This is a genomic window from Nostoc sp. UIC 10607 (assembly GCF_047228265.1).
GTDB lineage: Bacteria > Cyanobacteriota > Cyanobacteriia > Cyanobacteriales > Nostocaceae > Nostoc > Nostoc foliaceum_A.
The window spans coordinates 98,250-112,448 of the sequence record NZ_JBIQNW010000023.1 but is presented as its reverse complement, the minus strand read 5'-3'; the positions used below and the strand labels follow the sequence as shown (position 1 = coordinate 112,448).

General features: G+C 41.8%; 5 protein-coding genes. 2 read left to right on the top strand and 3 right to left on the bottom strand.

The window, feature by feature from the left end:
* Positions 1–87: 87 nt before the first annotated feature.
* Both ACEYW6_RS19940 and ACEYW6_RS19935 read left to right on the top strand, forming a co-directional pair.
* Positions 88–4,680, top strand: coding sequence for a PAS domain S-box protein (locus ACEYW6_RS19940; protein ID WP_412981103.1), 4,593 nt, complete (start codon positions 88–90; stop codon positions 4,678–4,680).
* Positions 4,681–4,682: 2 nt separating this feature from the next.
* Positions 4,683–6,308, top strand: coding sequence for an ATP-binding protein (locus ACEYW6_RS19935; RefSeq protein WP_412981102.1), 1,626 nt, complete (start codon positions 4,683–4,685; stop codon positions 6,306–6,308).
* A gap of 93 nt (positions 6,309–6,401) precedes the next feature.
* On the opposite strand, the gene ACEYW6_RS19930 is transcribed toward ACEYW6_RS19935, so the two are convergent.
* The 3 genes from ACEYW6_RS19930 to ACEYW6_RS19920 all read right to left on the bottom strand — a co-directional run bounded on the left by ACEYW6_RS19930 (position 6,402) and on the right by ACEYW6_RS19920 (position 13,652).
* A complete protein-coding gene (locus ACEYW6_RS19930) occupies positions 6,402–7,823 on the bottom strand; it encodes a response regulator (protein ID WP_412981101.1) in 1,422 nt (473 codons plus the stop codon).
* A 268-nt stretch (positions 7,824–8,091) separates the two neighbouring features.
* Positions 8,092–9,927 carry an EAL domain-containing protein gene (locus ACEYW6_RS19925; protein WP_196514114.1) on the bottom strand — a complete coding sequence of 612 codons (1,836 nt, stop codon included), beginning with the start codon at positions 9,925–9,927 and terminating at the stop codon, positions 8,092–8,094.
* A complete protein-coding gene (locus tag ACEYW6_RS19920; protein WP_412981100.1) occupies positions 9,924–13,652 on the bottom strand; it encodes an ATP-binding protein in 3,729 nt (1,242 codons plus the stop codon). Before ACEYW6_RS19920 ends, ACEYW6_RS19925 begins: the two co-directional genes overlap by 4 nt.
* Positions 13,653–14,199 lie beyond the last annotated feature (547 nt).

Here is a 14,199-nt window from a genome sequence, read left to right as displayed (position 1 = left end):
AAATCCCAAGATAAGGAGGAAGCTTCATTTTATCAAACCCTTTCTACATAAGCTTTACATCAAGTGTTTCTTGAAAGGTCGATATACATGACAGTTCATGCAACACCTGTATTTTTTGTGGAAGACTCTGCTGAAGACAGAGTTTTATATAGACGCTTCCTAGAACAGGACGATCGCTACACCTACAATATTTACGAATTTGAGTCTGGGGAGAAGGCACTACAAGGTTGCCAATGGAAAACACCGGATGTAATTCTATTGGACTACCAATTGCCAGATACAGACGGGCTGGAATTTCTCAATAAGCTACACAGGCAAACCCGGAGTAGTCAGATTTCAGTGATCCTGCTGATTGGACAGGAGGATGAGAAGATCGCAGTCCAAGTTATCAAGAATGGAGTACAGGATTATCTAGTCAAAGGAAAACTGACCCCTGAGAGTTTCCGCCAAGCGGTTCATGGGGCGATCGAGCGGATACAGCTAACGCGGCAGCTAGAACAGCAGCAAGAAAGCACTGCCAAATTACCTCAAAGCGATCGCCGATTCCGCGCTATCTTCAATAATACTTTCCAATTCACAGGTTTACTGACACCGGATGGTACTTTACTAGAAGCAAACCAGACTGCGCTAAGTTTTGGCGGACTTAAGCTTGGAGATGTGATCAATCGCCCTTTTTGGGAAGCACACTGGTGGACGATTTCACCTCAAACTCAAGAAAAATTAAGACAAGCGATCGCCCGTGCTGCTCAAGGAGAGTTTATCCGCTATGAAGTTGATGTTTTAGGTGCAAATAACCGAGTAGCAACAATCGATTTCTCACTGCGTCCGCTTCTAGACGATACAGGTAAAGTCATTTTGTTGATTCCAGAAGGGAGAGATATCACCGAACAGCAAGTTGCACTACGCAATGTCTACGACGAGCTGCGCTTACGCCAAAAAGCAGAAGAAACCTTGCGGCAAACTGAAGAACGTTGGCAGTTAGCGATCGCAGGTACTAATGAGGCAATTTGGGATTGGGACATATCTACTAATCAAACCTTCCGGTCTGCCCGTTGGTTCACAATGTTGGGATATAAACCCAACGAAATTAGCGATCGCGATGATGAGTGGAGTATTCGCATTCATCCTGATGACTACACAAGAGTAATGGCTACACAAGAGGCTTATTTGCTCCAGCAAGTTGCAGATTATAACGTCGAATATCGTCTCCGGTGCAAGAATGGCAGCTACCGATGGTTTCAATCGCGGGCAAAAGCTATCTGGAATGAACAAGGAAATCCAGTTCGATTGGTCGGTTCACTTGCGGACATTAGCGAACGTAAACAAGCTGAGGAAAAACTCCAACAAAGTGAAGCGCAGCTAGCCACTACTCAACAGATCGCCCATGTCGGCAGTTGGGAATGGAACTTAGAAATGAAAAAGCGCTGCTGGTCAATGGAAACTTTTCGCATATTTGGTCTAAATCCAACTCAAAGCGAACCCACCCAGGCAGAATTCCTCCAGCTGGTTCACCCAGAGGATCGAGCACTGTTCCAGACCAATTTTGAACGAGCGATTGCCCAAGAAACCCCTTTTAATATTGAGTATCGAATTGTCCGACCCGATGGTTCGGTGCGCTACCTTGAGGCTAAAGCAGAGATAGCTTATAACGCTCAAGGGCAGCCAGTTAAGTTGTTAGGATCTGTCCTAGATATTACACAACGTAAACAAACCGAGTTAGAAATCATCCGCAGTCGTGACTTGCTAGAAGCTATCTATAATGAATCCGCCGATGCCCTCTTTTTAGTAGATGTAGAAACATTATTGACCACTGACTGTAATGATCGAGCAGTGAAGCTATTTGCAGCCTCTAGCAAAGCTGAACTCATTAATATTGAAGGTCAAACGCTGCAAAAGCAACAGTTCACCCCTGATGAGTTAACCTCCATAACCGAAGAAATTAACCAGCAAGGGTTTTGGAGTCGAGAAATTGAATATGTTACCAAGCAGGGCAATTCCTTTTGGGGAAACATAGCAGCCAAACAAGTCACGGTTGCTGGCAATGTGATGCACCTAATACGAGTCACGGATATCACTGCGCGTAAGCGTGTCGAAGAAGATCACAAACTGGCAGAAATAGCTCTCCGAGAAAGTGAAGAGAGATTACAATTAGCCCTAGAAGCTTCTGGGGATGGTTTATGGGACTGGAATATTCTCACTGGAGAGGTGTATTACAGCCCCCGCTATTTAGAAATGCTCGGATACAGCTTTGATGAACTCTCCCAGGATTTGAGTACTTGGAAGCGATTAGTTCATCCAGACGATCTGCCTTGGGTTGAAAAAATCTTGACAGTTCACCTAAAGGATAGTTCAGTACCTTACAAATTTGACTATCGACTCCGAACCCAGTCTGGCAAATACAAATGGATTGCCAACTACGGCAAAGTTGTCATGCGAGATGAACAGGGTAAACCTTTGCGGATGACTGGTACTCATCGGGATATCAGCGATGTCTACGATGAGCTTCGCTTACGCAAAGAAACCGAAGCAGCCTTAGCTAGAAGTGAAGAACAACTGAGACTAACCTTGGAATTTAACCACATTGGTACTTGGGATTGGAATGTTCAAACAGGAGAAGTCCTCTGGAACGACAACCATTTTCACTTGCTAGGGTTGGAGCCAGAAATATTAACTGCGAAGTATCAGCTATGGCGTAATTCTATTCATCCAGAGGATGTTGACCGAGTTGAGCAGGCTTTACTCTACGCGCTGGCACAACATACTAACTATGAAGCTGAATATCGAGTAATTTACCCCGATGGCAGTGTTCACTGGCTCACTGGCAAAGGACGCGGCGTTTACAACGAAGCAGGCGAACCTGTAAGGATGCTGGGTGTTATCATCGATATCAGCGATCAGAAACAAGCCGAAGCAGCTCTGCGAGAAAGTGAAGCCCGGTTCCAGGCATTTATGAACAACAGCCCAGTGCTAGCTTGGATTACCAATATTGAGGGGCGTGTACTTTACTTAAATCAAACATACCTGCGGACATTTAAATTATTACCCGAACAGGTGATCGGGAAATCAATTTTTGACCTCTATTCAGATGAAATTGCTCGGCAGCATTTCGATCATATTCAGACAGTCATACAGACAAATCAGGTAATTGAAGCGATCGAAGTTGCTCCCCGACCAGACGGCACCCTTGGTGAATTTTTGGTATACAAGTTCCCGATTCTCGGATTGTCTGCACAAAAGCTAGTGGGTAGGGTGGCAATCGACATCACAGAACGGAAGATTCTGGAGAGAGAACTGGCTCACAAGCAAAAGTTATTGGATGCCTTTATCAATAGTGCACCCGTTGGTATAACCATTCTTGATCGAGAACTGCGTTTCTCATTTATTAATGAAGCATTAGCAGAAATTAATGGCATTCCGGCAGCGGCACATATTGGCAAAACACTGTGGGAGATTGTCCCAGATTTAACACCAAACCTGGAGCAAGTATTGCGATATGTTTTGACAACGGGTGAACCGATTCTGGATTTGGAGATCACTGGAGAAACTCCAAAACTCCCCGGTGTGATTCGGACTTGGCTAGCTTCCTATTTTCCGATTCAGTCAGAAGCCAATCAACCCAATAGCATAGGCATTGTTGTAGTTGAAATCAGCGATCGCAAACGTGCTGAACAGATGTTAGAGTTGCAAGCAGTCATTACCCGCAATATGGCGGAGGGAATTTGCCTAGTTCGTGCTACAGATGGCGTGTTTGTCTACGCCAATCCTAAATTTGAGCAGATGTTTGGCTATGAATCTGGTGAATTAATCGGTCGGCATGTGTCGATTGTCAACTACGGGGATGAACATACTACACCTAAAGAAGTTAATCAGGCGATTAGGACTGCTGTTATTCAACACGGTGAGGCAACCTATGAAGTCCATAATGTTAAAAAAGATGGCACTCCATTCTGGTGTAATGCAACCACTTCCGTTTTTGGGCATCCTGAGTATGGAAGCGTCCTTGTAGCTGTCCAACAAGATATCACCGAGCAAAAACTAGCAAAGGAAAAAATCAAAGCCTCTCTCAAAGAAAAGGAGGTATTACTCAAAGAAATTCATCATCGTGTGAAGAACAATTTAGGAATTGTCAGCAGTTTGCTGCAAATGCAGTGCAGACGTACACAAGATCCTCAAGTAGGTGCAATTCTCCGTGATAGCCAAAACCGCATTGCTTCCATTGCCCTAGTTCATGAAAAACTGTACGGCTCTGAAGACCTCGCTGATATTGATTTTGCTCAATACATTCCAGATTTGACAACTCATTTATTTGATTCCTATAATGTCAGCTCTAGCCAGATTCAACTGAAAATTCAAGTTGATAATGCTAGCCTCGACATCGAAACCGCCATTCCATGTGGCTTAATTATTAATGAACTGGTTTCTAATGCTTTGAAATACGCCTTTGTTGGTAATCGTAGAGGCGAAATTAAGGTTAAGTTTTATCAAGAATCCGAGTCTAATTTGACACTCATTATTCGAGATAATGGGATTGGTTTACCTGAAAATTTTGATAATAAAAAAGCTAAAACGCTGGGTATAACACTTGTCCAGGGTTTAGTCAAGCAGCTAAGGGGAAAGCTTGAAATTGACTCTCAACTGGGAACACAGTTCAAAATTACTTTTACAAAGAGCCGGGCATAAAAATGATTGGCATCAGATCAAACATACATACAAAGGAGACAGTTAGAATCCTTGTTGTTGAAGATGAATATATTCTGGCGATCAATTTACAAGAAAGTTTAGAGTCTCTGGGATATGTTGTTTTAGATATCGCCGATTCGGCAGAAGAAGCGATTGCAAAAGCAACTGAACTACGCCCAAACTTGATTTTAATGGATATCAGGTTACGGGGTGAAACGGACGGCATCCAGGCAGCAGAGGAAATTTGGCATCATTTGCAAATCCCCATTATTTACGTCACAGGCCATTCTGATAAAAGTACTGTAGAGCGGGCAACCCTGACAACCCCCTTTGGATACATTCTCAAACCAATCAAGGAGCAAGAACTTTATGTTGCCATTCAAACAGCACTCAATCGCTACGATCGCGAACAATTTTTGAGTTCGGTGCTTCGAGGAATGGGTGATGGGGTAATTGTAGTAGATCCTGAATTACATATTAAGTACATCAATCAGGTAGCTGAAGCCCTGACAGGGTGGCGATGGAATGAAGCTAAAGACAAGATGTTAACTGAAGTTATGAAACTCATTGACGAACAAACTCAGTTTCCGGTAGAAAATCCTATTATCACAACCCTCCACCAAGAAACTACTATCTATCTAGGCAATCGCGTCTTACTAGTTGCTAAAGATGGAACAACTATACCAATAGCTGATAGCGCTACTCCCTTGAGAAATAATAGTGGTGTAATTACAGGAGCCGTATTAGTTTTCCGGGATGACACGCAACGACGGTTAACTGAAGAACGTAATCTTGCTGCTGAACGTGCCCAACAACTAGAAATTCAAGTGGCAGAACTTCAACGAGTGAACCAGTTGAAAGAGGATTTTCTGGCAACCACTTCTCATGAAATGCGAACGCCCTTGTCAAACATCAAAATGGCCATCTCCGTGCTAGAAAATATTCTTGATCGGCAAGGCATTTTAAATTTAAAAGCCCTTTCTCCATCTGAATCCGTAGCCCGCTACTTAACTATCCTGCGCGATCAGTGTGAACAAGAGCTAGATTTAGTAGACAATTTGCTGCATATGCGAATGATTGATGCAGATGTCTATCCCTTGGAATTAACTTCAATTGAACTCCAAAGCTGGCTACCTCACGTTGCTGAGTATTTTCAAGAACGCGCTCAAGCTAGACAACAGACTTTCCAAGTTAGTGTTTCTCCAAATTTACCACCTTTAGTTTCAGACTTGGCTAGCCTGACCGAAATTGTCTCAGAGTTACTCAACAATGCTTGTAAATATACTCCACCTGATGAACACATTACGGTGGATGTTCGGGTAATCGACACCACAAAAAGTCTAATAAATGAGGATGCTGAATCTGGTGTATTAGATAATCTTCAAGTTTCCTACTTTCAAATCACAATTAGCAATTCTGGGTTGATAATCCCTAAAAAAGAACAATCTCGGATCTTTGAGCCGTTTTACCGGATTCCTCAAAGCGATCGCTGGCAACATGGCGGTACAGGATTAGGTTTAGCATTAGTGAAGAAGTTAGTGGAATATCTTCAAGGCACAATTGAAGTTACCAGTTCTCAAGGGTGGATAAGGTTTACAGTTCAATTGCCGTTGAGCCTGTCAGAGTGATTAATGACCCAACAGGTTAATCAACAGTTAAACTCAAGGCATGATGAAATTTCATTTTCCCTTCAAACGACAATTTACCGAGTTCGCTGTTGGCTAATGCTCTTGTTGCTCGATGGGAATTTCGATCACAAACTCTGCTCCTTGCCCAACAGAAGAATTGCAGGTAATATTTCCTCGGTGTTTTTGGACGATAATCTGATAGCTAATGGATAATCCTAGCCCACTACCTTTGCCTACAGGTTTTGTGGTAAAAAATGGGTCAAATAATCGCGATCGCAACGACTCTTCAATACCAGGGCCATTATCTGCGATCGCAATTTTGACCATATTTAAGTCTGTTACCTCTGTGTGAATCCGAATTTCGGGGCTAGGGAGGAGCTGCGGTCTTGAGATTTCCCCAAGTGGAGGAGGCAGTGTGGTCTTCTCCATAGGGGAAACGCTAAAAGCAATGGGGTCTCTCCAAGTGGGGGAATTGCCGTCAAGTGGACTTAGAGAGTAGGGAGTTGGAAATTGATTTCCTACTCTCTCTTCGATTGCATCAATAGCATTATTTAACAGATGCATAAATACTTGGTTTAGTTCACCTGCATAACAAGTGACTAGGGGCAAATTACCATAATCTTTCACTACAACAATTGCGGGACGGTCTGTTGCTTCCCTGAGTCGATGTTGTAACATCACCAAAGTGTTTTCGATGTCTTCATGGATATTTACCCGCTTCATCTCTGCTTCATCATGCCGAGAAAAGTGTTGTAGCGCTAGTACAATTTCCCGAATGCGATCAGATCCTCTATACATTGCACCTATCAGGTTTTGCAGATCCTTAATCATAAAATTCAGGTCTACGTCTTTGGCTATTTGCTGAATTTTAGGTGTGGGTTTGGGATATTCCTGTTGATAAACCTCAATCATAGTCACTAGGTCTTGCACATATTGACCAGCATATTGGAGATTCCCATAAATAAAACTAATTGGATTATTAATCTCATGAGCCAGCCCAGCCACTAACTGTCCCAGCGCCACCATCTTTTCGTTCTGAATCTGTTGAACTTGAGAGGCTTTCAAATTGTCAAGAGCCTGTTGAAGTAAAAAGTTTTTTTCTTGCAGTTTAACTTGGAGTAAACGTAAATTAATCTGATTTTCAATTCGCAATACAACCTCTGCCCCATGAAAAGGTTTGGCAATATAATCTACACCACCAACATCAAAGGCTTTTACCTTATCTACAACATCATCCAGGGCACTAATAAAAATTACTGGGACTTCACAAGTTTTATCGTCAGCTTTCAACTGTTGACAAACTTGATAACCGTCCATATCTGGCATATTGATATCCAGCAAAATCACATCTGGCAAAACCATTTGACACGCGGTCAGTGCCATTTTACCGTTTAAGGCTTTGCGGACTTCAAAACCTTGTGTAGTCAACATTGCCGATAAAAGCCGTAAATTATCTGGGGTATCATCGACCACCAAAATATTTCTTTTATGATGGTTAGTTTGATTAAAATGCATTATTATCAAAAGATAGACGTATAATTATTGAGCATAGTAAATGCTTCTTTGAAATCACCCTGAATTTTGTTGACCAATTTCGCCGAAATACTTATATTTATAGTGTAACTCCCACGGTACCTGGAGGGGTTTACAGACTATCAAAGCTATTGGTCAGTTATGAGCTTTACTAACTTCATAGCCTGCTTACAGCAGTATAGTAGATAGCACGCACAGATTATCGAACCGAGCGTCAATAATGGAATGTTTCCCAGGTGCTACTTGATATCTACCATTGAGGCGCTGCGGCGAGCAACTTAAGAGCCAATTGTTGTTCTATGGGTTGAGAAAAGAGGTATCCTTGAGCAAAATTACAGTTTAAACTTCTCAATTGGGCTAACTGTTCTTGTGTTTCGACACCTTCAGCGATTGCACTCATCCCCATTGAGTTGGCAATGCCAATCATTGCTGGTACTAGCCCCATATTCTCTTTATTCTCCTGCATACGTTTGACAAAAGATTTATCAATTTTGAGTGCATTCAAAGGAAAGCTATGCAGGTAACTCAAAGAAGAATATCCCGTACCAAAGTCATCCATAATCAACTTGATTTTTCGCTGCTTTAGTTGTTGAAGAATTATTTTAATCGCATTAGTATTTTCCATAATTACACTTTCTGTAATTTCTAATTCTAAATATGCAGGATTTATGTTATTTTCATAGATTATTCGGTCAATTTGTTCTACAAAATTGGGCTGTAAAAATAACCTTGCACTCAAATTGACACTCATAGTTAGGGGTTCTGGGATCACTGGATGATGTTGCCAGATGCTTAATTGATGACAAGCTGACTGTAATACCCAAGTATTGATGGCATTAATCAAACCTGTTTCTTCTGCGACAGGAATAAATTCTGTGGGAGAAACCAGACCCCGAATCGGATGTCGCCAGCGCACCAAGGCTTCAAATCCAGAAATTCTGCCTGTAGTCAGTGAAACAATTGGCTGATAGTAAACAAGGAATTCTTGCCTTTCAACAGCCCTCCGCAGGTCATTTTCTAACTCTAAAAGCTGAATAGCTTCCTGATGCATGGTTGGATTGAAAACGTGATATTTGGCTCTTCCTTGAGCCTTAGCCCGATACATTGCCGTATCAGCATCCCGCAGCAGATACTCTGGGCGATCATAATCTTTATTGCCCCAACTAATACCAATACTGGCATTCATAAATACTTCATATCTTGACAGTTTAAAAGCAAGTGATAGCTGTTGTAGAATCCTTTCGGCAACTTGGGTTGCAATGTTGATATCTGTGATATTTTCGAGGAGAATTCCAAATTCGTCACCGCCCAATCGTGCTAGACTATCGATAGGTATCAGACATGCTTGCAGGCGACGAGCGATAGCTATTAGCAATTCATCGCCCACCAGATGACCAAGAGAATCATTGACAACTTTGAAGCGATCGCAGTCTAAAAAAAGTACCGCAAACTGATAATTAGATTCTTGCTTCGCCCGATTTAGAGAATTTTCTAGTCGCCTGATAAACAAAACTCGATTTGGTAATCCCGTCAGAGAATCATGAAGTGCTATATCTAGCAGTTGACTTTGCAATTTCTGGCGAGAATTTATTTCTTTTTGAAGTTTTTGGAGAGCTTTTTCTAGCTCCCCAGTCCGTTGTTTTACCCGATGTTCCAGTTCGATATTTAGTTTCAATATTTCTAATCGCGCCGATCTCAATGCCAGTTGATTTTGCACGCGCACTAAAACTTCTTGAAACTCAAAAGGTTTGGTGATGTAGTCTACACCACCTACTTTAAAAGCTTTAACTTTGTCAAAAACATCATCTAAAGCGCTAATAAAAATTACCGGAATATCGGCTGTTAGCTCCCAAGCTTTAAAGGTCTGACAAATCTCATAGCCATCTACTTCTGGCATCATAATATCAAGTAGAATCAAATCCGGTAATAATGTTTGAGTTGCTGTCAGTGCCATTTGCCAGTTCAAGGCTTTACGAACGTTATACCCTTCCCTTGTCAATATGGAGGATAAAACCCGAAGGTTGTCTGCCATATCGTCAATGATCAAAATATCTTTTTTATCAGGGTCTAAATGCTCGTAATTCATTCTACGTTTGTTTTAGTCAATTCCATGATTTTCTCAAACTGGTAGTTATTTGCTAAATCCCTGAGAACTTGAAAAAGTTGACCATTATCTGATGGAATTTGCTTGAGTAACTCTAAAATCAGTTCATCGCTACAGCTGGCTGCGGCATAGTGAATCTGTTGGAGCCACTCAGGCGACATTTGTGATAAATGGCTCAGGAGTTCGGCAATACTGACAAAAATCTGTGTAGCTTGATCGACAACTGCTATGTTTGTAGTTTCTACTTGATTGGTATTTAAACCCAGATGTTGGCTCAGTTTTTCCAATAATACTTCCTGTGTGAATGGCTTGCGAATAAAATCATCGCAGCCAATGGACAAAATTTTCTGGCGTTCTTCCTCAAAGGCGCTAGCAGTTAGGGCAATAATGATCGTGTCTGTATTGGAGCAATCTTGCGTTACTTTAGAGAAGTCGCAAGGGGAAGTCAAGGCTGTTCGCGATCGCAAAGTAGACTCACCAAAAGCATCATTTCCCATGACACCAGTTGTTTCTGGTGTGGGAGACGCGTTGTGTACAACTTTGAGAACCTCACAGTCGCCTGAATCGGGTAACCCTCCCTCAAGGCACTGGCTCCCCGATGATGCCAGTTGTTTCAATTTTGGGAATTTCCGCAACCTATTGGCTGCCCCATGCCCTATTTGTTTGGCTTTAATCATTCTTGTGGCTTCGTAACCGTCCATGATTGGCATTCGCATATCCATAAAAATCAAGTGTGGTTGCCAAGATTCCCAATTAGCAACTGCTTCAACACCATCTGTAGCTTCCTTAACTTCAAAGCCTAGAGATGTGAGAATTTTAACTAGCAACAGACGGCTTTCTTTAGAATCGTCAACGACTAAGATGCGGTATGCTTTTTCGGTAGGTGCTAAAGCTAAAATTTGGGATTTAATTTGGTTTGTCGGGATTTCTCTGGGGCAAGTTAGAGCAATCTGAACATCAAAGGCAAATTTACTACCGACACCAGGCATACTGCTGACAGTAATATCTCCTCCCATCAGTTGCACGTATTTACGGCTAATCGCCAAACCCAGTCCCGTACCTTGTTGCGATTTTCTACCGATTTCGGTTTGCTCAAAAGCCTCAAACAGCAAGTCAATTTCTTGTGGGGTAATACCACAGCCAGTATCTTGTATCTCGAAGAAGAGATGAGGGGGATAGAGGGGAATTTGCTCTCCCTGCTCCCCGGCTTTGCCAGTTCCCAGTCTCACCCGTAGTGTCACTTTTCCCGTATCAGTAAATTTGATGGCATTTCCCAAAAGGTTGATCAAAACTTGACACAGTTTATTTTCGTCCGTTTCTATATATTTAGGAATGTCTTGTGCATATTCAAATAGCAATTCTAAATTTTTAGATGCAGCCCGCAAGTGCAACATCTCCTCTAAGTTTTTCAACAGATGAATTAAGTCAAAGCTACTGAGATTTAATGTAATTCTGCCAGCTTCGATTTTGGACATTTCTAGAATGTCGTTAATTAAGTTGAGTAGATGTTCGCCCGCACGATTAATAATTGCCAAGTTTTCTTGATGTTCACCAGATAGCGAATAATCTCGGCTCATGACTTGGGTGAAGCCAAGAATGGCGTTGAGTGGGGTACGCAGTTCGTGGCTCATGTTAGCGAGGAATTCGCTTTTGGCAAGGTTGGCGGCAGCACTTCGCGCGGCTTCCCGAACGGCTGCTTGTTGTTCCTGTGCGGCGATTTTTTGCGATTGAATCAGTTCTTCTTGGGTGGTTTGAAGTTGCTCGATAACTTGCTGAAACTCTTCAGTCCGTTTTTTTACTTGAGCCTCTAAGGTGCGATTGTATTCTGCTAATAACTTTTCTGTTTGTTTGCGTTGGGTGATATCAAAAAATGTAGCGATCGCAAAAGCAATATTTCCCGATTCATCATAGATTGGCTTTGCCAAAACTTCAATGGGAATAATCGTATTACAATAGCGAATTTCCATATCATCAATCCTGGCGCTTTCCCCAAGCAATGCTCTCAAAATCGGCAGGCGATCGCTGGGGTAAAGTTGATCTGTCCCGGCAAGGTAAGCTTGATATACCTCTGACAATTGTTTGCCACTTACTTCTGCGTAGACCCGTAACGGTGAGGGAGTTGCAGTCTTCTCCCAAGGGGAGACGCTAAAAGCGATGGCGGTTCCCGTCGTTAGCGTAGCGTTATGCGACCCCCCGAACCCGTTGGCGCAGCCTCTCGTAGAGAAGGGCTTGTCGTTAGACATCGCTCCTTGACCAAGAATTTGCTGCCCAATTTCATTTGTATAATAAGGTTCACCTTCAGCATCTATGATAAATACACCTACCGGCATGGCTTCTAAAAATTGATTCAGCCGACTTTGACTGTGAGATAACGCCTCATTTAAGACTTGCATCTGAGCATTCTTTGCTGACAAAGCACTAAAGGATGATTGGAGTTGCTTTGCCATAGTTTCAAATGACTTGGCTAGTTCCCCCAATTCATCGGAACGCTGAATTTCTGGTATTTGCTCCCATTCACCTTGAGCAATTTTCTTAGCTGATATGTTTAATTGTAAAATCGGCTGAATTACCCAGCGAGCAGTCAAAATTCCAATTATTGCAGCTACTAAAAAAGCAACTATGCACAGCAAAATGGTGATGCGGGTGTTAGCGTTAATTTCCTCCATAAATACGCTTTCGGGAATCACCGCCAGGATTAGCCAATCTAAACCCAGTTCATCCCTCCAACTTTTTACCTGCACAAAATAACGCACTCCATCGGCGGTAAAGTTTAGCTGTTGCTTCCCCACCATGAACTCAAGATTGCCAAAGCGTTTGATCAAAGACTCAGTTGTGAGTCTAATTAAATAATTTTGACTATCTAATGCTGATCGACGTTTTATTTGACCATTAATGATGGTATATGGTGGCTCGGTAGTAGAAGAAGCCACTATTAAGCCGGAACGCTCTAAAATAAAAGTTTTACCCGATTTTCCGGTGTTTAAGTTGGCTAAAAAGTTGCTGATTTGTGACAAGATCAAATCAACACTAATAACTCCAACTAGTTTATTTTTTTTATCGTAAACAGGAAAGCTGGAAGATATAGATAAAACTTCTGGTTTATCTTCCCATTGATAAATTTGGCTCCAAACGGGTTTGCCTGCCTTGACTGCATCTGCATACCATGCTTCTACACGAGGATCGTAATTTTTGACTTGCTGAAGCTGACGGCGATTCCCATTCAGGTCTGTATTGTAAACATAAAGTTTCCCAATACCATGCTTTTCAGTAACTTCATTAATCAATAGTTTGCCATTATTCAGACGTTCAATACCGATAAATTCACCTTTGGGGTTGGCAAAGCTGTTATAGCCAACATTGAAAACCCGCATTTGTTTCCAAAAGTAATTTCCAGTGGTTAGAAAGTCAGAAAGGTTGAGCAAACCTAGATCAATTGCATCTAAGTTGATTTGATTGATTTGCTTGGGAGTTGTCAAATAGCTATCAAGATGCTGTTCAATGCGATCGCAGATTTCATTTTCTAATAGAGTCGCAAGCTCCTTAACCGCTTTTTGGCCATTTTGATACGAAAGATAGCCCACAAGACCTACCGCCCCAAAAATTTGCAATATAAAGGGCACAATCAGAACATACCTCAGGGGCATATTGGCATAAACTTTGCCAACCAAGCAATTAATAGATTTGACGGGGTGAAGTTTGGATAACATTGTTGTTTAATTCTTCCCCAGCATCTACTAGGGGCATTTTTGCCATACAAGCTACGATTAATCTCAGCATAATTACGGTGGATAATTGGCTTTGGCTATGACATTTTTTATCTTTTTGTATAAAAAAGCACGAAACTTTGATTTTTATTTTACTAGCTAAGTCCCTCCAATGCCTATTTTTTAAACTTTGCGACGCCGATAGCGTAGCGGTAGCGAGTCCGCGTACTCTGTAAGAGTTGCAAGCTACGCTTTTAGCGTCTCGTAGAGAGCGTCATAGCCTGTTTTAGACATCACACCTGAATTTGCTCACTTTTATCTGGCAATGTATCAACACATTTCCTCGGATAAACAGAAATTTCACTGATAAGCTACAGTATGCCATTCTAAAATTCAGGTCGCCATTAGCACCCAATCCTAAACTTAATTTTTAATTACTGATGTCTTGATTTTCCGGTCTCAAAACCTCTGGACTTGTACAAAAACTTATATTTAGGTACAACAATTTTAAAATTTTCATACAAATACATAGTAAAAACAAAAAAAATCC